Origin of the sequence: Olivibacter sp. SDN3 (genome assembly GCF_014334135.1) — a bacterium.
Classification (GTDB): Bacteria; Bacteroidota; Bacteroidia; order Sphingobacteriales; family Sphingobacteriaceae; genus Olivibacter.
In genome coordinates this window covers 4406577-4428018 of the sequence record NZ_CP060497.1, presented here as the reverse complement: position 1 = coordinate 4428018, position 21442 = coordinate 4406577, and the positions used below count along the sequence as shown (strand labels likewise).

General features: G+C 38.4%; 21 protein-coding genes and 2 pseudogenes. 8 read left to right on the top strand and 15 right to left on the bottom strand.

The window, feature by feature from the left end:
- The first annotated feature begins 59 nt into the window (after positions 1 to 59).
- The 3 genes and pseudogenes from H8S90_RS18530 to H8S90_RS18520 form a co-directional block, all read left to right on the top strand.
- Positions 60 to 1031 (top strand): aldo/keto reductase, encoded by a 972-nt coding sequence (locus tag H8S90_RS18530; RefSeq protein WP_013407623.1) that lies wholly within the window; start codon positions 60 to 62, stop codon positions 1029 to 1031.
- A gap of 9 nt (positions 1032 to 1040) precedes the next feature.
- Complete coding sequence (locus H8S90_RS18525) at positions 1041 to 2288, top strand: metallophosphoesterase (RefSeq protein ID WP_187339325.1); 1248 nt, start codon at positions 1041 to 1043, stop codon at positions 2286 to 2288.
- A gap of 137 nt (positions 2289 to 2425) precedes the next feature.
- Positions 2426 to 2893, top strand: a pseudogene (locus H8S90_RS18520) (RteC domain-containing protein); the annotation flags it as partial.
- 226 nt (positions 2894 to 3119) lie between these two features.
- Here H8S90_RS18520 and H8S90_RS18515 read toward each other — a convergent pair.
- The 3 genes from H8S90_RS18515 to H8S90_RS18505 form a co-directional block, all read right to left on the bottom strand.
- The gene (locus H8S90_RS18515; protein WP_187339324.1) at positions 3120 to 4031 is read right to left on the bottom strand and encodes an AraC family transcriptional regulator; all 912 of its coding nucleotides are present in this window, start codon (positions 4029 to 4031) and stop codon (positions 3120 to 3122) included.
- A 20-nt stretch (positions 4032 to 4051) separates the two neighbouring features.
- Positions 4052 to 4789 (bottom strand): SDR family oxidoreductase, encoded by a 738-nt coding sequence (locus tag H8S90_RS18510; RefSeq protein ID WP_187339323.1) that lies wholly within the window; start codon positions 4787 to 4789, stop codon positions 4052 to 4054.
- Positions 4790 to 5333: 544 nt separating this feature from the next.
- A complete protein-coding gene (locus tag H8S90_RS18505; protein ID WP_255501959.1) occupies positions 5334 to 5441 on the bottom strand; it encodes an AraC family transcriptional regulator in 108 nt (35 codons plus the stop codon).
- Positions 5442 to 5656: 215 nt separating this feature from the next.
- Here H8S90_RS18505 and H8S90_RS18500 point away from each other — a divergent pair, with 215 nt between their 5' ends.
- Entirely contained in the window at positions 5657 to 6778 is a 1122-nt protein-coding gene (locus tag H8S90_RS18500) for an aldo/keto reductase (protein ID WP_187339322.1), read from the top strand.
- 281 nt (positions 6779 to 7059) lie between these two features.
- Here H8S90_RS18500 and H8S90_RS18495 read toward each other — a convergent pair.
- The 9 genes and pseudogenes from H8S90_RS18495 to H8S90_RS18455 form a co-directional block, all read right to left on the bottom strand.
- Positions 7060 to 7288 (bottom strand): annotated as a pseudogene (locus H8S90_RS18495) (RteC domain-containing protein); the annotation flags it as partial.
- Complete coding sequence (locus tag H8S90_RS18490; protein WP_370525657.1) at positions 7284 to 7517, bottom strand: EamA family transporter; 234 nt, start codon at positions 7515 to 7517, stop codon at positions 7284 to 7286. The gene H8S90_RS18490 and the pseudogene H8S90_RS18495, both read right to left, overlap by 5 nt.
- A gap of 48 nt (positions 7518 to 7565) precedes the next feature.
- Positions 7566 to 8954 carry a DUF5982 domain-containing protein gene (locus tag H8S90_RS18485; RefSeq protein ID WP_187339320.1) on the bottom strand — a complete coding sequence of 463 codons (1389 nt, stop codon included), beginning with the start codon at positions 8952 to 8954 and terminating at the stop codon, positions 7566 to 7568.
- A gap of 113 nt (positions 8955 to 9067) precedes the next feature.
- Positions 9068 to 10351 carry a histidine kinase dimerization/phospho-acceptor domain-containing protein gene (locus H8S90_RS18480; RefSeq protein WP_187339319.1) on the bottom strand — a complete coding sequence of 428 codons (1284 nt, stop codon included), beginning with the start codon at positions 10349 to 10351 and terminating at the stop codon, positions 9068 to 9070.
- On the bottom strand, positions 10348 to 11022 hold the full coding sequence (locus H8S90_RS18475; RefSeq protein ID WP_187339318.1) for a response regulator transcription factor: 675 nt from the start codon (positions 11020 to 11022) through the stop codon (positions 10348 to 10350). The genes H8S90_RS18480 and H8S90_RS18475 overlap by 4 nt, the downstream gene beginning before the upstream one ends.
- 129 nt (positions 11023 to 11151) lie before the next feature.
- Entirely contained in the window at positions 11152 to 11505 is a 354-nt protein-coding gene (locus tag H8S90_RS25960) for a hypothetical protein (protein WP_222852129.1), read from the bottom strand.
- Positions 11506 to 11928: 423 nt separating this feature from the next.
- On the bottom strand, positions 11929 to 12693 hold the full coding sequence (locus H8S90_RS18465; RefSeq protein ID WP_187339317.1) for a CPBP family intramembrane glutamic endopeptidase: 765 nt from the start codon (positions 12691 to 12693) through the stop codon (positions 11929 to 11931).
- Positions 12694 to 12860: 167 nt separating this feature from the next.
- On the bottom strand, positions 12861 to 13703 hold the full coding sequence (locus H8S90_RS18460; protein ID WP_187339316.1) for a sterol desaturase family protein: 843 nt from the start codon (positions 13701 to 13703) through the stop codon (positions 12861 to 12863).
- A 276-nt stretch (positions 13704 to 13979) separates the two neighbouring features.
- Positions 13980 to 14333 (bottom strand): cupin domain-containing protein, encoded by a 354-nt coding sequence (locus H8S90_RS18455; protein ID WP_187339315.1) that lies wholly within the window; start codon positions 14331 to 14333, stop codon positions 13980 to 13982.
- Positions 14334 to 14903: 570 nt separating this feature from the next.
- Here H8S90_RS18455 and erm point away from each other — a divergent pair.
- Both erm and H8S90_RS18445 read left to right on the top strand, forming a co-directional pair.
- On the top strand, positions 14904 to 15704 hold the full coding sequence (gene erm / locus H8S90_RS18450; RefSeq protein ID WP_187339314.1) for a 23S ribosomal RNA methyltransferase Erm: 801 nt from the start codon (positions 14904 to 14906) through the stop codon (positions 15702 to 15704).
- 214 nt (positions 15705 to 15918) lie between these two features.
- Positions 15919 to 16683, top strand: coding sequence for an SDR family oxidoreductase (locus tag H8S90_RS18445; protein ID WP_187339313.1), 765 nt, complete (start codon positions 15919 to 15921; stop codon positions 16681 to 16683).
- A 437-nt stretch (positions 16684 to 17120) separates the two neighbouring features.
- Here the strand turns inward: H8S90_RS18445 and H8S90_RS18440 are convergent, their stop codons facing one another.
- Genes H8S90_RS18440 through H8S90_RS18430 form a run of 3 tightly spaced genes read right to left on the bottom strand, consistent with a single transcriptional unit; the run spans position 17121 to position 19211 of the window.
- Positions 17121 to 18299, bottom strand: a complete 1179-nt coding sequence (locus tag H8S90_RS18440; RefSeq protein ID WP_187339312.1) for a hypothetical protein — start codon at positions 18297 to 18299, stop codon at positions 17121 to 17123.
- A gap of 22 nt (positions 18300 to 18321) precedes the next feature.
- Complete coding sequence (gene arr / locus H8S90_RS18435) at positions 18322 to 18756, bottom strand: NAD(+)--rifampin ADP-ribosyltransferase (protein WP_187339311.1); 435 nt, start codon at positions 18754 to 18756, stop codon at positions 18322 to 18324.
- Between the two features lie 2 nt (positions 18757 to 18758).
- The gene (locus H8S90_RS18430; protein WP_187339310.1) at positions 18759 to 19211 is read right to left on the bottom strand and encodes a MarR family winged helix-turn-helix transcriptional regulator; all 453 of its coding nucleotides are present in this window, start codon (positions 19209 to 19211) and stop codon (positions 18759 to 18761) included.
- A gap of 504 nt (positions 19212 to 19715) precedes the next feature.
- On the opposite strand from H8S90_RS18430, the gene H8S90_RS18425 reads away from it, so the two are divergent.
- Both H8S90_RS18425 and H8S90_RS18420 read left to right on the top strand, forming a co-directional pair.
- Positions 19716 to 20453 (top strand): AraC family transcriptional regulator, encoded by a 738-nt coding sequence (locus H8S90_RS18425; RefSeq protein ID WP_255501654.1) that lies wholly within the window; start codon positions 19716 to 19718, stop codon positions 20451 to 20453.
- A 224-nt stretch (positions 20454 to 20677) separates the two neighbouring features.
- Entirely contained in the window at positions 20678 to 21166 is a 489-nt protein-coding gene (locus tag H8S90_RS18420; protein WP_187339308.1) for a hypothetical protein, read from the top strand.
- Positions 21167 to 21442: the final 276 nt, after the last annotated feature.

The window sequence follows — 21442 nt, the reverse complement described above, 5'->3', positions numbered from 1 at the left end:
AAATGGTTTCATTTTTTATTGAGCCAATTTTGTACTAACAAATTTTAAAATCAAAAAAGATGAACAAAAGAAAATTAGGAAACAGCGGATTGGAAGTATCTGTATTGGGTTTTGGGTGTATGGGATTAAGTTTTCCGAATGCACCTACAAAGGAAGACAGCATAAAGTTAATACGTTCGGCAGTTGAACACGGAGTCACTTTCTTTGACACGGCGCAAGGTTATGGAGAAAACGAACTCTTGGTAGGCGAAGCACTTGAACCATTGCGTAATGAAGTTGTGATTGCTACAAAATTCGGTTTCAAAGACGGGGATGGGAGATTGGGATTAGACAGTAGTCCCGAAAACATAAAAGCCGTTGCCGAAGCGTCTTTGAAAAGGTTGCGGACAGACGTAATTGATTTGTTTTATCAGCACAGGTTCGACCCGAATGTTCCTATTGAAGACGTTGCAGGTGCTGTAAAAGACCTGATAAAAGAGGGAAAAGTAAAACATTTTGGTTTGTGTGAAGTAAATGCAGAAACCATTCGCAAAGCAAACGCCGTTTTGCCTGTAACCGCTTTGCAAAGCGAATACTCAATGTTTTATCGTGAGCCCGAAGATAAAATTATTCCGACATTGGAAGAATTAGGTATTGGTTTTGTGCCTTTTAGTCCATTGGGCAAAGGATTTTTGACAGGAACAATAAACGCAGATGTGGAATTGGATAAAACCGATGCAAGAAATATGTCGCCACGTTTCAGCAAAGAAAATAGGGAAGCCAACCAAGCATTAGTTGATTTGGTTGTTTCCATTGCGAAAGACAAAAACGCTACACCTGCACAAATTGCATTAGGTTGGTTATTGGCTCAAAAACTTTTCATCGTTCCAATTCCGGGAACATCAAAATTACACCGCTTACAAGAAAACATTGGTGCGACAAATGTTTCATTAACCAATGACGAGTTGAGCAAAATAAATGCAGCATTGGCGACAATTAAAATTGTAGGCGAACGCTACCCTGCACAGGTTCAACAAAAATTAGGCAAATAAATATACCGTATGCTTCTTTTCTATGCCATACTTATTGTCGCTTTGGACTTTTATGTTTTCTTCGCATTGCGTGGGTCGAGCATCCCCTTTGCGAAGAAAATATGGTTTGGATGGCTGTGGTGGGGGTATAGCATCATGCTCCTAATCGGGTTATTCACAGCGCTTCGCTCCGATTTTCCGTTTGCTTACCGTTCCGGTATTGTGATTACATTTATCATTACGACCATGTGTAAATTTAGCTATGGACTGGTCTTGGTTACTGGCGACATTAGGCGTGGAGGCGTGTGGATTTCCCGTTTTCTCTTTCCAAAAAAAGAAAAAGAAACTCCCTCTCCCCAACTTATCGGAGACAAGCAGAGGCATGTAATCACACGTTCCGATTTTTTGCTCAAGTCGGGATTGGTCGTGGCTTCGTTGCCGTTCTTTGGGCTATCGTGGGGTGTAATTTCGGGTGCATACGATTATAGGATTCGTCGGCAAAAGCTGTACCTGCCTAATCTTCCACAAACCTTTCATGGTATGACCATTGCACAGATTTCGGATGTGCATTCGGGTTCGTTTTACAATAAAAAAGCGGTATCAGGTGGGATAGAGTTATTGATGGGGGAAAAACCGGATATGATTTTTTTTACGGGCGACTTGGTCAATCACCTTGCTTCGGAGATGTGGGACTATCAAGATTTGTTTTCCAAGTTGAAAGCCGATTTAGGGGTATTTTCGGTACTCGGAAACCATGACTATGGCGATTACCATTTCGGTTACGGGGATTCTCCCGAAAAGCACCGAAACCTCAAAAACCTCGTTGGCACACATAAGGTCATGGGATGGGATTTGCTTCGCAACGAGAACCGCAAGGTCAAAGTGGATAACGAAACTATTTCCATCGTGGGAGTAGAAAACTGGGGTACGAGGAACTTTTCGAATAGAGGGAATATTCAAAAGGCATTGCTCGGAACCGAGGAAGAAGCAGTAAAACTACTCCTGTCACACGACCCATCGCATTGGCGTGAACAGGTATTAGATACGGATGTTGATGCAATGTTTGCCGGACATACACATGGAATGCAGTTTGGTGTGCGGAGCGAACACTTCCAATGGAGTCCTGTGCAATACATTTACAAAGAATGGGCAGGGCTTTATTCGGAGGGAAACAAGCAGCTATATGTTAATGCTGGTTTTGGATTTCTTGGATATCCCGGTCGTGTGGGTATACTTCCAGAAATCACCATCTTTGAATTGCAGAAAGGCAGTGTTTAGCTATTCTTTATTAAAAAAATAGCGTGTAGATGATGGGTAGCCCTGTCATCTCTCTAAAATTATAAACGAGGAATTGGATAATGCCTAAACACAACAGATTTAGGCATTTCTAATAAAATAGCAATTAAAATAATTGGATGGATAAATTTTACAATGAAACACTTTCTAAACTGGAAACCTCAATCACCGAAACTGGAATAGATGCTGATTGCTCTGTACAACGAATAGAGGCTGTTATACACGTAATTGTACAATGCTTGTCCGAAGTAAAGGAATATGTCTTGAAAAGAGGGTTTAAGAATGTGAATGAAGAAATCCGTTTTTTCAAATATCAGAAACCTGCTATTTTAGCAAAACTCATTTACTACAACGCCATTTATAAAATCGAGACAAAGAAGCCCTACAGAGCAAAGCCCATAAGGAAATACCTCAAAAAAGAACTGAAAAAGCTAAAGAGGTTCTTTGACAACAACCTCGATTTTTACAAGTACTACCGTAGCAATAACTCGTTCCTTGACGAGAAAATGTTTTTACGGGGCAACCACGATATTAAGCTATGGTTGGACACTTATTATTTCCAGTCTGACCAGTCCTTTTCCACCTCACTGGTTGTTGTATTCAAAACAACGATGGAGAAATAGCAGACGATGATTCCCAAGAAGTGAAGAAATTGACCAGAGGGAAGATTGAGAAATTAGAGAAGCGATTAAATGACTTGGCGATAGTAGGCCTGATATTCCGGGTATTGAAAAAAATGCCTAAATCATAATATTTAGGCATTATCCTGTTTTCTTTTAAACCCTAATTTTCTGTGTCTCTCTTCCTAATTCTTTAATTAAAGGATTGTCTAAATTCCAAGGGAGATAGGTTTGTTTTTGTCTTGAACAATCGGCTAAATGACTGCGGATGCTCAAATCCTAATTGGTATGCTATTTCAGCTACGGATAAATCAGAGGTTGACAGTATTTTTTTCGCTTGCTCAATTAGTTTGTTGTGAATGTACTGTTGCGTATTTTGCCCTGTTAACGAACGTAGCATATCGCTTAAATACGTGGCTGATAAATTGAGTTGTTCAGCCAAATATTGCACAGTCGGAATACCATTGTCCAATGTTTTTCCACTATTGAAATAATCTTCCAAAATGTCTTCAAACTGTTGCAATAAATTGTTGCCAATCGTTTTGCGTGTAATGAACTGGCGTTTGTAAAACCTGGTGCTGTAATTGAGCAGCAACTCGATCTGCGAAATAATAACATCCTGACTGAAATCATCGATCCTGCTGTTCAGTTCATCTTCGATGATATTAAAGACAGAGAAAATGGTTTCTTTTTCCTTTTCAGATAGATGCAGTGCTTCGTTTGTATTATAGGAAAAGAAACCATACTGCCTTATTTTTTTTGCTAAGGGATAAGATAACAAAAAATCAGGATGGACAAGCAAAATATATCCTTTATGGATACTATTGCGCGGTTTCTCAAATAATTGACCGGGTGAAGTAAACACTAAGCCGCCCTCTCCAAAGTCATAATGATGCTGTCCGTATTTCGCCTTTCCGAGATTGTCTTTGTAGGCAATCTTGTAAAAGTCCAAAACCAATTGGTCCGCTAATTCCCCGGGCGGTATTTTCATGTCTTCAATGCGGATAAGACTTACCGAAGGATGCACGGGTTTTGATAACCCGAACACCTGATGGAAGTCTGATAACGACTGAAACTTATGTAGCTTATTCCCCTTACTTTTCATCTCACTAAATTACTGAATTATTACCACGGGGTTTCTCCGGTTTCAGGATTATATTCTTCACTGATGAATTTTCCAGTTGGTTCGTTTTCTCCAATCATTGCATATTTGGCAATACGAATACCACCTTCCTGAACGGTTCCAGTTCCCCTGTGACCATTGAAATCGGTAGCCACAAATCCCGGACATACTGCGTTTACTTTAAAAGGTGTATCCCTTAACTCATAAGCGAGATTAATCGTGTACATGTTCATTGCTGCTTTTGAAGCACCATATAGGGCGGCTTTATGCGTATAATATTTCCAGTTCGGGTCGCAATGTAGTGTAAGTGAGCATCCGCTTGATGATACATTGACAATTCTTGGTTGCTCCGATCTTCTTAACAAACCAATGAATGCCTGCGTTACCCTTATCACTCCATATAAATTGGTGTCCATTACTTGCTGAAAAGCATCGACACTTGATTCCAATGCTGCCTGTGGAAACCCTCCGTTGATGCCTGCATTATTAACAAGTACATCGAGTACCGCTATTTTATTATCAATTTCCTGACAGGCAGCTTGTACTGAAGTAGCATCTGTCACGTCTAACTGTATGGCTTCTACATTTTCAAAACCCTCGCTTTTCAATTGTTCTACCGAAGCAATACCATTGTCTAAATTTCGGCTTCCGATGAAAACGTAATATCCGTTTTGCAAAAGCTGTTTTGCTGTCTCGAAACCAACTCCTTTATTGGCTCCGGTTATTAATGCTTTTTTCATTTTTTTAAAGTTTGGCTGTTTTGTTTATTATACTTTGTTGATGCAAAATTGCGGCGCCGGGAAAGAAAATAAATAACAGAATTGCGGTATTGTGTAACAGAAATGAGGATTGAAGTATAATGTGTAAGGTCTGTGTTTGACGCTATTCTCAAATAGGAACAAATCATTTAGTTTTTCTACCCGGCTCTTTTTTATCCATTTGTCTCTCCTTTTTTTGGAATAAAAAGCACCGAAAAAATTATCGGAAAACAGCGATTTTGCTCGTTTCAAATTTCATTCTGACGGTTCTTCTTTTCAGGTTCTATTTTTGTTGCAACAAATGCTGTAAATCGGGGTCATTTTTGATACACTCCATTTCGCTTTCTACAATCTTAATAATGTACGATTTTTATCACCTTAAATCTTCCAAAAAAGGGTTCGAGTTCCGTACCAATAGGATCACAAAAAGCCTCACAGAAATGTGGGGCTTTTGTTGTTTATAGCTGGGATGAGAACAGAAGGAGGTCAACAAAATTAGGCCTATCGGCTTTTCAGAGACCCTCGTTTAATTTAAGCTTCGATGCTCATTCGGTGTTACCCCTGCTTTTTGCTTAAATAATCGCGTAAAATGTTGCGGATACTTAAAACCCAGTTCATAGGCAATTTTACCAATGGATTTGTCGATGTCAAAAACAAAGGCTTATTTGTTTTTTGAGGTGGTGAGCAGCTTGGTAAACCAATGACGACAGAAATCCGTCAACGGTTTGCCATCTGAATACACAAATCCGTAATAATGGTATGAAAATCAGTAATCTGTATAAATCAACACTACGATAAGGTTCGGAAATTTGCATGATCAAGTAGTATGAACAAATAAAGAATAGGATCATGAAAAATAACCGTCGCAGAAACTTTTTGAAAGCGGCCGCCTTAGCAGGCGGAGCATTCCTTATTTCCCCGGCAATGGGCTGTACCCGACCAACAGGGAAAGATGAAAAGGACCCTGATGCAACAGTGATCAAATACCGGACATTAGGTTCGGGCAACAATGCCTTGCAAGTGTCCGCTTTAGGGTTGGGTTGTATGGGCATGAGTTATCACAGGAGCTTTATTCCCGATAAAAAGCCGATGATTGCTTTGCTTCGCAGGGCGTATGAACTGGGGATGAATCTTTATGACACAGCCGAAGCCTACGGGCCTTTGGTGAACGAAGAACTGGTGGGCGAAGCCGTTGCCCCTTTTCGCAAGGACATTATCATTGCCACCAAATTCGGATTCAAAAATGGCAAACCAAGCGAAGGTTTGGACAGCAGACCCGACAGAATAAAGGCTGTGGTTGAACATTCTTTAAAAAGCCTGAGAACGGACTATATCGATTTATTGTACCAACACAGGGTTGACCCGAATGTACCGATGGAGGATGTTGCCGGAACGGTCAAGGATTTGATTAAGGAAGGGAAAGTGAAGCATTTCGGATTGTCCGAAGCGGCAGCGGAAAATATCCGCAAGGCACACGCCGTGACGCCTGTTACTGCCCTGCAAAGTGAATACTCGCTGTTCACCCGTCAGCCTGAACATGACGTGATAAAAGTCTGTGAGGAACTGGGCATCGGATTCGTGCCATACAGTCCGTTAAGTCGGGGGATGATTACCGGTTACCTGAACGAACGAACAAAATATAACGCTGCCAATGACAACAGGCCTTCGCTGCCCCGTTACCAGCCCGAGTATGTCATCGCAAATTGGGGACTGATCGACACGCTCAAAGAATTTGGCGACCAACGGGGATTAACCGTGGCACAGGTGGCATTAGCCTGGCTTTTGGCACAGAAGCCCTTTATCGTACCCATCCCGGGCACGACCAAACTGGCACACCTACAGGAAAATATATGGGCGGCAGATATTGAATTTTCCGGCGAGGAACTACAAAAGCTTACTACGGAACTGAACAAGATAAAAATTGTTGGCGAAAGATATACGGGTACCGCAGCGCAGCAAACCGCAAAATAGCGATGTAATGAAATATCCGGATTATTTTTACTCATTAAATCAAACGATACCAAAAGGAAGGTCGTCTTGAACTTCGGGGAAAACCGTAAATCCTGAACTTCTTGAGAAGGCAAAATATAGCGATGTCGTTTTTTTTCAATAGCATAATCGTTGTTGTCCAGTCGAAACTGACCTTTTCCACCTTGGCAAAGGATATGCGTGAAATAGGATTGCTCAAAATATTTGGGCGCTAATTCGTTATTCAGATGCTCTACCACTATGATGTCTTTCATTTTTTATTAGTATTTCCTAATGGGTTTTGCTCCATAGGTTTTTTTGTCTCGATTTTGTAAATCGCATTGTAGTAAATGAGTTTGGCTATAATGACAGGTTTCTGATATTTGAAAAAACGGATTTCTTCATCGGTGTTCTTAAATCTTCTTTTTAACACACATTCCTTTACTCCGGACAGGCATTCTACAATTAGTGTATAACGGCTTCAATCCGTTACACCGAGCAATTGGCTTCAATTTCCTACTAATTGTAGTGCTTTGAAATAAAACAGCCACGATAAGCTTGTTACCATTCCCGAAATGATAAGAAAAACGATATTCTGCTTTGATAAGGTGCTAATTCTTGTTACTTCGCCTCTTGCGACAACAATATTCCAAATCATTATCAGTATCACGATTGTCCGAATGCCTGTTGCAAGGTTTGAATTGACATTTGCGATACCTAACTTGGCAAATATCGCAGTCAATGAGTCAAACAAAGCTGATAATACTGCGTAAAACCTTTTACTACAAAGTTAAAATGCCTGCCCTATTCCAAAGAAAAACAGCCTATCCTCTTTAGACATTCCATAATCAAATGAGATAACAGTTGATTGGTTCCATGCAATCCGCAGCCCTCCACCATACGAATACTTGATGCTTTTAAAGTTCAGGTCTTGCCAACGGTCACGTACCGTTCCTGCGTCAAAAAACGGGGCTACTCCAAAGGCAAAATGTTGTTTACCCAATTGGGTTTCAGCCACTCTTGCACGTAATTCAATATTGGTAAACCACATAGACCTTGCTAAATACCTGTTTGCCCTGTATCCCCGTAGTGAATGTCTACCGCCCATGGCATTAATGCTTCCCTCGGGACTCCATTGATCTTGATATTCAAAAAATGGGGCATTGCTCCCAAAAATATTCCCTACTCCAACACGTCCTGCCAAAACCGTTCTCGAACCAAAAGGCAATTGCTGATAATAGCGTCCCTGTATGAATAACTTATCAAAATCGAATTGAGAACCTATATATTTACTCGAGTATTCATTGGCAATCTCGAAGTAAGCACCTTTAGTGGGGTCGGGTTCAAAATCCCTTGTATCATAAATGATAGCGTTTTGAATAATGGAAACCCAACCGCCATTCAGTCCTGAAATCAAACCCTGTTCAAAATCCCGCCTTAATAGTGGGGTTCCATTTGGTGCTTTGATGTTGTTGCCTGTTACGGGGTCTATGGCATCGGCTTCCATTCCCTCAAATGTCCTGTAACTTAAATGCTGGATTTCATAACCGCCCATAATACGCCATTTGCCATTTCCCAATGCGTAATCAGCTTTCAGGTTAAGCATAAATTCGGTTTCCCTAAAACGGTTAGACAAAGCATCGGTTACAAAATCATCTTCGCCAATTCCACCCGCACGCAATGTTTTTCTTGCGCTGTCAAATGCTCCGTAGGTTGCGAAAGTAGTGTTCGCATCAGACGGAAGATGCAACGCACCTAATGTATTTTCAGTAAGTCCGAAATACAGGTTTGCGGGGTTTTGCTGTGCTTTAAAATCAATCTTAAACCGCCAACGTGTGCCTTTGTAATAGGGAACGTCAAGCGATAACACTAATTCTCTTGCATTGGAACTGTAATAAGCTGCGTTGGCCCTCAAACGCATCAGATACGGCGTGTAGGCAAACAAACTGTCATTTCGTGTACCGTTCCAATGGATGTTGGTTCTTACTCCAAAACCAAATCCCGTCACAGGGTCTGAAGATAAATCGGGAATACCCGTAATAAATGTTCCCTCTTTCTTTTTTGCCAAATCTGCATCAGACATTCGTTTTGATTTAATAAACGAAAGGCTGTCGGTAGTCTGTGCAGATGAATAATGTACAATTGATGATAAAATCAGGCTTACTAATAAATGCTTCATTTTTCGGATAAATTTTTATTTTACCCTGCAAAGCTCCCAAGCGATTTAGAAGAAATTTTGAATTGCGAAGCAATCACGAACACCATATATGAATGAAAAAACTGTGAGTAACTTTACAATCGGATAGAAAAAAACTGTGTGTTATCCATAAACTGATAGTTGATAGTCCAATTATGGCGATTGCAGATTTGTTTGATTATTGCCAATCCTAATCCGCTTCCTGCGCTGTCGTTTGATACTTTTGCGAAGCGTTTAAAAATAGCTGATGAGCTTAATGCTGTATTTCCTGAATTAGCAATCCCCAATTCCTTTTTATTAAGCACAATAGTAATTGTGCCGTTTTGCAGGTTGTGGCGAATAGCATTTAACACTAAGTTGTTCAATAGGATTTCAATCAGTGTTTTGTTTCCCTCAATAATGATATTAGGTTCTATGTCGGGTTGAATAATAATATTTTTATTGTTAGCGTGTTCTTTAAATTGTTCTAAACATTTTTGGGTTAATTGACTGATATTAATCGTTTCGTTATCATCAAACTGATGATTTTCTATTTTGGCAAGCAACAGCAAGTTTTTGTTGATGCGTGTGCTGCGTGTCAATGCCCTGTTTATTTCTTCAATGATTTGGTATTGGCGGTCTGTTACTGTTTCTTTTTGCAGTAGTAAATCCAATTTGTTTTTGATGATTGCCAAGGGTGTTTGCAACTCGTGTGAGGCATTTTCGGTAAACTCTTTTTGGGTTCTGTAAACAGAAATATTGTGTGCTATCAGCTTCCGTAATGCTTCGTTCAGTTCTTCAAATTCAAGGGTATTGGATCGCTCAAATTCGATTGGTGTTTGACTGTTCAGGTTGAATGTTTTTAGTTTGGACAACGTACTTCTGAAAGGTTTCCATAATTTGGCTGATAACCGTCTATTCAAAATCCAAAACCCGACAACCATAATGAGAAAAAACAAAAGCGTAACAACAGCGATATAAGCCATAGTTTCTTCGCTTTCTTCCACATTGGTTTCAATGGTAACCGTAAAGTTCTTATTATTGATTTCAATATTCGTTATCAACCCTCGAAAACGGTCGATTGATTTCTTTTCCAAATAAGGGTTTTGTCGGCGAATGGTATAAACGCTGTCTTTTTGCAAGGGTTTTAGCGTAGGCCCAATTCTTCCTACGGATTGTATTTCATTCCAAAACTGTATGCTTTCTTCTAATTTCTCATCACTGATTTGTTGGTCGTTAAATTCGTTTTCGATACGTTGGACAATCAGCTCATTGTTTTCGTCCAATTCTGTTAGCCAAATCCAGTCAACTAACAGAAAATAGGATGGTATACTCAATGCAAAAACAATGGATGCAAAGATAGTAAGTGGTTTGAGCGATTTTTGTAATAAGCTTTTCATACTCCCCATTTATAGCCTGTACCATAAACCGTCTTCAAATAATTACTACATCCTGCCTCGTTGAGTTTCTTTTTCAAGTTCTTAACATGAGCGTACACAAAATCATGGCTGTCCAGCATATCGGCAAAATCTCCCGAAAGATGCTCTGCCAATGTACTTTTTGAAATAACCCTGTTTTTATTGCCGATAAAGTAAAGCAACAAATTAAATTCTTTTTTAGTCAATGAAACCAACGCGTTGTTTACTGATACAGTTTTAGCCAACAAATCAATTTGTAATTCGTTTTGCTGAACGGTGTTTGAGTTCCCAAACTGTTTTCTACGAATAACGGAATATATTCTTGCCGTTAATTCTGCAAGATGAAAGGGTTTGGTCAGGTAATCATCAGCACCAATTTGTAAACCTTGTATTTTATCGTCCAAAGCATCTTTTGCAGAAATAATAATAACACCGTCTTGTTTGCCCTGCTGTTTCAGTTCTTTTAAAATTTTCATTCCGTTGCCGTCAGGCAACATAATATCCAAAAGAATGCAGTCGTAATGATAGTTTTCGATTTTATCCAATGCCTGATGATAAGTAGAAGCAAACTCACACAAATAGCTTTCTTCCGATAAATATTCGGCTATGCTTTGTGCAAGGTCTTGTTCGTCTTCTATTATCAGGATTTTCATATTACAAATTTAGCGTTTCAATTTTGAAGAAATTTTGAAAGGCTGAAACAAATGGCCCATTTGGGTTTGGGAAGTATTTGCATTAGAAAAATATAAAACCTATTCATTTAAACCGCCAATTCACTCCTGCTACATCAAATGCTGTAAATCGGGGTCATTCTTGATACGTTCTAATTCGCTTTCCACCACCTGTACAATATCCGCGTTAACCTGCCTGTAATTGGCTTCAATTACCTGTTTCATATTATCGTTGTGGTTTTCATCGGAAGGATAATATGTGTGGGATCTTCTTATAGGCTTTGGTTTCGGCCTTTTTTGTTGATTAACCTTTTCTACATTCAAATCAGGCTGGTAGGTACTGTCTTTCAATTGGTTCAATCGTCTCAAATCTTCCAATAAAAAGTTCGAGTTCTGTACCAATGGGATCACAAAAAGCCTCACAGAAATGTGGGGCTTTTGTTGCTTATAGCTGGCATATCCCATCTACACAACGCACTATTGGGAATGGTAGCTGGCAAAACTTTTTTCTAGGAGTATAGTCCAAAACTCAAAACGCCTCAAAAATTGTCTTTTCGCTATTTTTAAGGTGAATGTGGCGTCAATTAGGAAGGAAAGTTTTATCAGGTTATCCCACTTTGGGCGGATTGTTGAAATGCTTGCGCTTTCCGTATTATTATTTTCGTGGAGCTACCTATATACGAATTCCGCTTTTTTAAGCTGACCGCTAACGGTCCGGTATTGTCGAAGACGGGGATTTTTAGCAATAAAGTTCAATAGAACTGTATCTGTTGAGCACTAAATGTTGTTCATTTGCATTTTCAGAATGTGTCTGTCAAGCGGCTTTGAATTCTCTGTCTTCATTTTTTTCGCGATGTCTGTTTAGTTTACCGTTGGCTTGAATGAAAGTTAGCATTGTATTGCCAGCCTGAGTAAAGGTATCCATCCAATACTATTCAGAACACCGTGGGCAACTATACCAATCCAGGCACTCTTACGGTACTGGGACATGAAAGATATTCCAAGGGCAATAGGAATCAGGGATATGATATCCCAAGGCTGGAACATATGGAACAAGGCCCACAAAAGCCCATTTGCCACCCACGCGTTCCTGCCAATACCTTTGACCTGTCTGGGGAGTATATACCCACGCCACCATACTTCTTCACCAATAACATTTGCTAAGTAAATGATTAGAAAAACAGCAATTAACCAACTGTTCTGTTCGACTGGGATGCCGAAAAACATTCCGTCTCCGAAAATTTGATACTGCCACGAGGGAAGGCCGAAAGGCCAAATACTTAATAACCAACCTGTAACACCCTGCAACTCTTTATAAGTCGCCAGACCGATAAGCCCAATAACAAGACCTATAAGAACATCCGAGACCCGGGAAGGTTTAAGCCAAAGTCTCCTGTATATTGAAGGCTTTTCTGTCTCCTTTTTCGCAAGGATAATCCCCAGGCAACCGAGTGTGGCAAGGCAGCCAACGAAGAGCCCTGTAAAACTCCATATCATAGAAACGCCAGCAGAAGTCAATGCCCTTACTGCCCACCAACTCATTACTGCAAAAAATAAAGAGGGCAGCATGAAGTACGGAATTGATTGGAGAAACGACAAAGGTGGAGGGGTAGGGTTGGATTTGTCTGTGGTCAGTTGTGTTGGTTTTTCCATTTGTTATTCAGTTTTTAGTTGTAGGGTCGTTTTTAAGTTGACCGCTAACGGTTCGGGTATTGTCGAAGACGGAGATTATCGGCACTACTGCTCGATAGAATTACACATATTGAATTACTTCCTTCAGCCCAGTAATATTGTGTCAGCCCGCTTTTGGCAATACCTTGTTAGGTGCTGGTTTTATTTTCGTCTGATTTTAGATTGTCAGATTTGTTTCTTCTAATGTCTATAAACGGACTTTTCATAAGATACAGGAATGTTTGTTTTTCTTCTTGTTCAAACTCTATTAATCCATGTTTCATTTCTCCGGCAGGAATTAGCTTAAATGTACCAAAAATTCTGTCCCATATAATTAAAATATCTGCAAAATTGGAATCAGTGTAAAATTGCTCTTGATGATGATGTACTCTATGATGGTCTGGCATTACAAAAACTAACCCTAATGTGCTGTTCAGCCATTTAGGATAATGCAGACTTGAGTGTTCAAGAAAGAAGAAAATATAAATGATGAAATAATATAAGGCCATCGAAGTTACATCTGTTCCAAATATTCCTGCTGTGAGAATATTTCCAGTTTGGTAGATCAAAATCAGTTCTAATGGATGAAATCTAAAAGTAGTTGACGAATCCATTGTTGTATCACTATGATGTACTCTATGTAGTCTCCATAAAAGAGGACTCTTATGTGATGCTCTATGAATCCAATATGTTGTAAAGTCATATAGCACCACACTCAGAAACAGCTTTGTCCAGAATGGGAATTCTACAAGATATAGCAGTCCAATTTCATTAGAATTCAACCACTCAATGCAATAGACTTGTATAGATACAAAAAATATATTTAGTATTGTCAATGTGATTTGAAAAAGGATATTCTGAAATAGATGATTCCCCCTTTTTTTCAATGAAAAAGGAGTTCCAGAAACTTGTTCCAAAGTGAAGAAAACTGCAAGTAATCCGATTATAATATAATTCGGATTTATACTCAGAATTTTACCCAATATTTCCATATTGTTTCTGTTTTAATCATTGTCTAAAACTCCCTGAACGTATTCATCTAACTGGTACCTAACATTTCGCGGCTATGCCCCGGGTGGGGCTTTTACCATCAACTTTCTCGTAAAGCAAGGGCATACAAATTTAGCGAAAAGTTTCATACAAAGACGTTTCCCTACCCATGCTTGCAAAACTGATGTTAGCGGTTCGTTTCTATTTTTCCGCTCGTTCTGTCAGTACTTCTTTAATTAAAGTTGAACATCAGAAGCTTGTTTTGTCGTTATAGTTTATCATTGTTCTATTGTAGTTCTGTCGTTATTGGTTGTCGGTTGGGAAATTACAAGAAAGTCAAGTTGCTCTGTGGTTTCATTTGCAATATAATGTTTCGTTTTCGGCTGAATTAATATTCCTTTTTGTTCGGCTACAATTACTTTAGTCTCCTCTAAATAAAAAGTTGCAGAACCTTTGAGAATATAGAAAAATTGTTGAGCGTTGGTATGAAAATGTAACTTTTCTCTTGTTAAACTTGGCATACTTTCTTCTTTAACCGAAAGCCCAATTGTATCAGTTAAAATCCAACTGTCACAATTGTCGCCCCATAAATAATGTTCTGCTGTTTGTTTGTCAATTATCTTTTTTGTCATAAGCGGTCGTTTCTAAAAAGCTGTACACAACTCGTTAGTATGCGTAATTAAATCCGCATGCGAATGGATATAATCGGCTCTATTCTTGTTTCTTATAAGATGGCCAATTTAAGTTATACAGAATACGCAGTCTTTTGCAAGCCCACATCACGATTGATCTTGCCTAGCTAGGTGCGTCTTCGATTCTAAAGATAAGGATATCTTCCGAAAATGATACTATCTCACTGGCCTTAGCCGCCTCATTCCGCTTTGCTCCGTTTGGCCGGTTTTCCTGACCAAATCATAAAAATATGGATCTGCATTTCTAAAAGAAATCTAATAACCCTATATTTGCAGCATCAATGCAAAAAAGTATATTATGTTAATAACGTCATTTTTCGGTTTCTTTAGACCTTGGGCTACTGCACAGTAATCGGTAGTTAATTCATTACTGGATGTTAATACTATTGCCATATCGGCAATATGCTTTTGGGCGCCTAATACCCATCACGCTATTTTCTTAGAGTTGGATGCTGCCGTCATCACGTATTCCGTGATGCCATTTTTAGTATTCATTCTTAAGAAATTTTCATGCAAAGATATAGAAGACCCGTTAGGTTCACTGGTCAGCATTTTACCATAGATAATGTATTGATAGCCGACGCCATTAATCTTGTTAATCTAAAACAAGATGATACAGTTTTAGATATCGGGGCAGGAAAAGGCTTTATAACTACTCATTTGACTAAACATTGCGATAAGGTGTATGCCGTTGAGAACGACCCCACTTTGGCCAAGTTACTCAAACAACGATTTCACGATAACAAAAGCGTTGAAATAATCAGTCTGGATTTTCGAGATTTCGTAGCTCCCAAAACTAGTTTTAAGGTAGTTGCCAATATTCCATATTGCCTTACATCAGCGCTTCTAAAGTACCTGATGTATGTTAATATGGAGTATTTTACGTCTGCATCGCTTATAATGCAATTCGAACCTGCTCAAAAACTGACAATGAAGTCTGGCACAGACCCCTATAAATGGTTTTACCGCACATTTTACGACTTCCAGATCCTATATGATATAGGCCCTGATAGTTTCTTTCCTCCTCCAAAGGTTAAATCTGCCCTTTTACGGATTACCAAAAAGAAAAACTGGAACATTGGGGTGGAAATGAAGGAAAAGTACCTCAGCTATCTTTTTTTTATGTTTAGAAAACCCAATTCAAATGTATCAACTATCCTGAAAACAATATTTAGAAAGAATCAGGCCAGGCACGTAATTCAAAAGCTTCATATCAGGGAAAATATCAAAGTCGCGGAATTGTCAGCAGAAAAAATTGCCGGATGTTTCGATCAAATGCTATTAAAAGTTCCTGACAGGTTCCATCCTTAACGTGAGCTTTGTGGGTGTATATCGTGAACTTATAGCTAGGGGCTTTTTCCATATTGGATTAAGAGACCCTCGAGATCGAATGAAATAGAGTAAATAAAATAAAATTGAAATGAAAAACGCTTTGATGACAACCAGATTGCTCAGATCATCATGGCTGTTGTTACCATAAATGCGTGGAACAGGATTATAGTAAGTACCAAGAGAAAAATAGAAAATGGATAGGAAAGTTTTAATAACAGGGGCCAATGGCACACTAGGTCAACAGCTAGTTCAACTGTTGGGAAAAGAACTCCCGCTGATTTTATGCGCTCGACGGCAGGAAGATAATACTGCCAATGGTATGGAATGGAGAAGATTCGATCTGGAGAACCCAACAACTATTTCGATGGACGGTGTGAAAACTATTGTTCACCTTGCATCCAGTATCGAGAAGAAAAGCTTCAAAATCGATGTGGAAGGAACAAAAGATCTATTGGCACAAGCACTTAGAAACAAGGTAGAACATTTTGTTTTCATCTCGATAGTGGGCGTTGATAGCTTTTCCACCAGATACTTTAGGATCAAAAACCAAGTGGAGCACGAAATCCAACAGTCCGGCATACCTTATACCATATTACGGTCAACTCAGTTTTTTCCCTTTTTTGAGCAGGAAATAATCAAATACCTACGTTTCCCCATCGCTTTTTTGCCGTCAGGCATCTTGTACCAGCCCATAGAGATTTCAGTTGTCGCAAAAAAATTGGCAAAGATTTCCTTGGCAGAGCCTGTCAATGGTATCGTGGAAATAGGAGGGCCGGAGGTACTGAATCTTGGAGAGGCTGCCCGTGTTTTCATGGAATATAAATCCTTGTCCAAACCCATTGTGAATGTGCCCATTTCCCTTCTGGGAAAGTTGGGGAGAACACTTCAGAGCGGTGTACTGACAACGAATGAACGTAATCAAGATGGTTTGAAATGGAGTGAATGGCTGAAAAAATAGGGTATAGATTTGACAATTTTTTCTTTTTAGAAGTATAAATCGTCAGCAAAAAATGGAAATAATCAGATAAAAACGAAAATAATAAAATGAAAAATAAAATGGATAACCTGCCGTCCATCTATATGGTTATTTTGGGGATGGTTTCTGTCCAAACGGGCACGGCGATCGAATTTATCGGGCCGTTGGTTTGGCTATTTCAACGTCCAGAAAGTACGTGGATTTTATCTGGGCGCTATTGACGGGGTTGGGAATCGCTATAATGGCACCTTGGAGTAATTCAGGTGCCATTGACTTCACTGGGGGAGCGCTGGCTGGACTGGCGGGAATATTTTGGGCTGGCGATATTTTGTGCGGGAAAAGCGTGTCCACCAAACGCATTCGCCAAATTTGTGTTCTAAAGATCGTTTTTATTTGTTGAAAAGGGAATTGCCCCGTAATTATTTTTTTACTGTTATTATAATCTTATCATCTGTCATATTCGAAGATTTATCAATTGCTGTAAAAGTCAGTTCAAAATCGCCCTCTACAGAAGGCAACCCTGATAATTTCATCTGCTTACTATCAAAATCCAGCCAGTCAAATTGATGTTGGTTGACGCTGTAAGTCAATTGTTTATCATCTATATCTTTAAAGTAATCTTTAGGGACGCATAGTTCGAATTTTTCCCCAACTTGAACTATTGTGTCAGAAAGTGAATGATAAACAAATGGTTTAAACAGTTTTGAAGTATTAACCCAAAATATATCTGATTCGGTTAACCCCTTTTCTCCGATTTGCAGTCGGGTAAAAAATAAAAATTTATTGTCGATACTTACAAATGGTCTTCTGTCCCAATCTTTTGAATTTATTGTTGAATCAATTATTTGAGGTTCAATCCAGTTATTATTAATATCACGATAACTGATATATAAATCCATCCCTGTTTCATCGTCTGTATATCTACAAAAAATGATGTATTCTTCCTTTGGGGAAATGAAAACACTTTCCTCATCATTCGATGAAATAAATTCAGAAATAATATCCACGCTTTGATACTCATTATCCGTTAGTTTTGAATAGAACAAATCAGCGGTGTGGCAATTTTCCTTTCCGTCACAATTCCTATTAGAAGAAAAATAGATTGTACCATCATATGTCATACAAGCGTTGGCTTCCCTACTTGTCGAACTTAATGGAGCTTGTATCACCTTTGGAGAAACCCAATCATCATTAATCTTTTCAATCATCCAAATATCGGTGTACACGTTGCCTGTATCAGGTTTACTTTGAGCATAAAGTAAAGATTTGCCATTAGGTGAAAAATAGGGCAGATATACACATTCATTTTTTAATGGTTCGAAAACCATCGGTTCGGTCCATTTTTCATTAATCTTCTTGGAATAAAGTATTTTTCCACTCAGGTCATCCTTGTTTAGTATCCCAAAAGTTAATTCCCGTGTATTGGGTGTAAATGAAATACCATGTTCTAATCTGTCTTTCATTGAAACGATACCTGGTGCAAAAATCACGGGAATAGAATCAGGACAGGTTTGCCCAAGATAATCGCTCGATTCGGTTGATGATTTACAACTGATGAGTAAGAGAATGAGAATAAATGATAGGATTATTTTAGTCATTATGTTGGTTATCGCAGTAATCTTAATCTTCTATTGCCTCAATACCCTGTTCTTTGAGCTTCGCTAAATGTTCTTTCATTGCTTTTACCTGTTCCGACGGATGCCTTTGCCAAATGGTAATTTCTCCTACAACCTTAAAAGGATGCTTTGAGCGGTAGGACATCGTCGGATTGCCTTTGAATTTTTTGTCAGTTAAATTGGGGTCGTCTTCTAATGAACCGGTCGTCTCTACCAAGTAAATTCTTTCTCTGCCTTCACCTAAGGCAAGCTCTGCCCCCCAGATAGCAGCGTCTAAAGTTGCAGTCAGATAGATGTAATTCGCTTTATTGTTTTGCCCGTAATTTGAGTTAATTCCGGTTTCGATATAGTCGCCTATTTTAAGGTCGGCTTTGGTTCCGTGGAAGTACGTTTGCGAAAACGGACTTTGAGCAGGCGTATTTGATTTGATGTCGTTCATAATTATTTATTAAACTTATTTTTTGTTACGCTCATTAATTCTGTGTTTTTTAGCAGGTACGATTTAATGATATTGATTTCAGTATCCGAAAAAGAAGCGAGCAAATCCTCCGTTTCTTTTTGAAATGCTTTATAAAAGGGTTCAAAAAGTGCCGTTATCTTTTTGGTATCCGGAACGATAAAGACTTTTCGCCTGTCACTTTTATCATATTGCCTTGTTACCAATTTCTTTTTTTCAAATCTGTCTATTAAGCCTGTTACTGCCCCTGTGGTCAATCCTGTTAAACCTGCAAGTTCTCCTGCCGTCAACTTTCCCTTTTGTAAAAAAAATCCCAGGTATTTGTGGTCAGTTCCTGAAAAGCCAGCTTGTCTGGCAATGGTTTCGTGCATTTGAATAGATGTATAAGCATAGAGCTGGCTTAGCTTTCTTACTTCAATTATTAAATCCTTACCCATTTTTACCTCTTTAACTAATTGTCTTAGTTACAAAGATATTTATGTTGTTTCAAATAAAAGCAAAAAATCAATAAAATTTTAGATTATTGCCACAATCGAACAATTTAAAAAGCTTACAGAAACAGTCTCATGAAGAACCTGAACAATCCGAAAGTCTGTTACATGACGACGGTGAGAGGTCAGTTGGATTAACAGCTGTTTCACTACAGTAGGCTTGCAATGCTCGTCCAAAAAATTTTGCTAAATTTAGCGTAATGTTGAATGAGCATTGTGCTTCTAATCTTGCACCATCGACAAAACATAAACATTGGTTATCATTGTAAAACAACGGTCTGCAAATCGATTGATAAATACGGCTGGGAGGACAAGGAGAATATTTTAAAACAAATGGTTACTGACTACAAAAAAATTGATTTGTATGGGAAAACTCTAATCCAAAAGGTGGTTTTAAAATCGCCTTTTGAATTTATTTTCCCTGTTTCGGAACAAGCTTGCTTTTTATATATGTTAGCAGGTGAGATGCAATATCAATTTGATGATGAGCATATTAATATTCCTACCAATTATTCATTATTGCTAAACTGCATACACTCGGGAAGACGAATACACGAATCAAATTTAAACAGCAATGGGGAAATTGTAATAGTTACTTTTCATTCGGATATATTAAAGAAGGTTTATCAAAGAGAATTCCCTATTCTCTTTCAGCAACCACAGAATAAGGTAACCAACCAGTCAAGCGAAATAGTAAATAATGAGTTTCTAATCAAAAAATATATTGAGGGATTATTGTTTTATTTTGAAAATCCATCTTTGGTAAGTGATGAAATTTTGATTTTAAAATTGAAAGAAATCATCCTTTTATTATCGCAGACACGAAATGCCGAAACCATACAGGTAATATTATCTCAACTTTTTTCGCCAATCACCTATACTTTCAAACAAATTGTAGAAGCAAATCTGTTTTTACAGATTGGTATTGAGGAGTTGGCACAACAAACCAATTTAAGTGTTTCTTCGTTTAAAAGGGAATTTAAAAAATTGTACAATGATTCGCCGGCCAATTATATTAAAACTAAAAGATTGGAGAGGGCTGCCGAGTTACTTTTAATTTCTGATGAACGTATTACAGACATCGCCTTTGATTGCGGATTTAACGATTTGGCTAATTTCACTAAAAGTTTTCGTGATAAATACGACATTACACCTACAAATTACCGGTTAAAACTAAATAATAAGTAATGGTGAATACAATAGATTAGTAGAATTAGTTAGCTATAAATTTTTTAAAAAAATATGCCTTAAAAGCATGGTAAAAAGGCATACCTAAAATTCGCACTTTTTAGGTATGCCTTTTTTTTGAACCATATTGCCAAATAATTGAGCTAATCTACAAAACCATTCTGTTTTTTGTATTGCAATTTTGCAATATCAATAAAAGACATTCAAATTTAAAAATTAAAATAATGGGACTATCAAATTTAGGAATTTTTCATACGGTCATAGGTATTGTTGCTATTGTTGCTGCAGTTATTGCTTTTATAAGAAGTGGTAGAATTGACTTAAGCCAACTTATTGGCAAGATCTATTTTTATGGTACACTTGTTACTTCACTAACAGCTTTAGGATTATCTAAACATGGCGGATTTAACCCGGGACATGCTTTTTCCTTAATTATCATAATTTTAATACTAATAGCGTATTTTCTCTATTCCAAAAGAAAGGGACACATTAAGGCCCGCTATTTTGAAAACTTTCTTCTTTCCTTTAGTTTTTTCTTATCGTTAGTTCCTACAGTTAATGAAACATTTACCCGTATTCCAATTGGACATCCTTTGGCAAAGGATATTAGTGATCCAGTCATTGGCAAAACGCTCCTTGCTCTTTTGGTACTATTTATTGTAGGCTCTATTTCTCAATTTAGGAAGCAAAAGAAAATTAATAAATCAGTATAACCTCTAGTCACTTCTGTTAACCATCCATACATTAGGATTCCAAAATAACTGATTGGAAAAATTTCACAACGAAACACTGGACAGGTTGGAAACGGCAATCAACGAATTGGATATTGAAACCTTCCTTGCGGACTGCTCGACCGAGATGCTGCCGTATACTATAGTCGTATGAGACCATTTTGAACGCGGTTAAATATGATCCGCTGGTTTCTTGAGTGAAGAAGGTGTAAAGAATCAATACTTCGGTGAACTACCCGAAGAAATATTACCCAGGGT

What these genes read in the sequence shown, in the direction of transcription:
- H8S90_RS18420 (WP_187339308.1), top strand. Translation starts at nt 20,678, where the DNA reads ATGGGACTATCAAATTTAGGAATTTTTCATACGGTCATAGGTATTGTT.
- H8S90_RS25960 (WP_222852129.1), bottom strand. Translation starts at nt 11,505, where the DNA reads ATGGGATATGCCAGCTATAAGCAACAAAAGCCCCACATTTCTGTGAGG.
- H8S90_RS18485 (WP_187339320.1), bottom strand. Translation starts at nt 8,954, where the DNA reads ATGAAGCATTTATTAGTAAGCCTGATTTTATCATCAATTGTACATTAT.
- H8S90_RS18425 (WP_255501654.1), top strand. Translation starts at nt 19,716, where the DNA reads ATGTTAGCAGGTGAGATGCAATATCAATTTGATGATGAGCATATTAAT.
- arr (WP_187339311.1), bottom strand. Translation starts at nt 18,756, where the DNA reads ATGAACGACATCAAATCAAATACGCCTGCTCAAAGTCCGTTTTCGCAA.
- H8S90_RS18465 (WP_187339317.1), bottom strand. Translation starts at nt 12,693, where the DNA reads ATGGAAAAACCAACACAACTGACCACAGACAAATCCAACCCTACCCCT.
- H8S90_RS18530 (WP_013407623.1), top strand. Translation starts at nt 60, where the DNA reads ATGAACAAAAGAAAATTAGGAAACAGCGGATTGGAAGTATCTGTATTG.
- H8S90_RS18525 (WP_187339325.1), top strand. Translation starts at nt 1,041, where the DNA reads ATGCTTCTTTTCTATGCCATACTTATTGTCGCTTTGGACTTTTATGTT.
- H8S90_RS18475 (WP_187339318.1), bottom strand. Translation starts at nt 11,022, where the DNA reads ATGAAAATCCTGATAATAGAAGACGAACAAGACCTTGCACAAAGCATA.
- H8S90_RS18510 (WP_187339323.1), bottom strand. Translation starts at nt 4,789, where the DNA reads ATGAAAAAAGCATTAATAACCGGAGCCAATAAAGGAGTTGGTTTCGAG.
- H8S90_RS18500 (WP_187339322.1), top strand. Translation starts at nt 5,657, where the DNA reads ATGAAAAATAACCGTCGCAGAAACTTTTTGAAAGCGGCCGCCTTAGCA.
- H8S90_RS18430 (WP_187339310.1), bottom strand. Translation starts at nt 19,211, where the DNA reads ATGGGTAAGGATTTAATAATTGAAGTAAGAAAGCTAAGCCAGCTCTAT.
- H8S90_RS18460 (WP_187339316.1), bottom strand. Translation starts at nt 13,703, where the DNA reads ATGGAAATATTGGGTAAAATTCTGAGTATAAATCCGAATTATATTATA.
- H8S90_RS18515 (WP_187339324.1), bottom strand. Translation starts at nt 4,031, where the DNA reads ATGAAAAGTAAGGGGAATAAGCTACATAAGTTTCAGTCGTTATCAGAC.
- H8S90_RS18440 (WP_187339312.1), bottom strand. Translation starts at nt 18,299, where the DNA reads ATGACTAAAATAATCCTATCATTTATTCTCATTCTCTTACTCATCAGT.
- erm (WP_187339314.1), top strand. Translation starts at nt 14,904, where the DNA reads ATGCAAAGATATAGAAGACCCGTTAGGTTCACTGGTCAGCATTTTACC.
- H8S90_RS18445 (WP_187339313.1), top strand. Translation starts at nt 15,919, where the DNA reads ATGGATAGGAAAGTTTTAATAACAGGGGCCAATGGCACACTAGGTCAA.
- H8S90_RS18455 (WP_187339315.1), bottom strand. Translation starts at nt 14,333, where the DNA reads ATGACAAAAAAGATAATTGACAAACAAACAGCAGAACATTATTTATGG.
- H8S90_RS18480 (WP_187339319.1), bottom strand. Translation starts at nt 10,351, where the DNA reads ATGAAAAGCTTATTACAAAAATCGCTCAAACCACTTACTATCTTTGCA.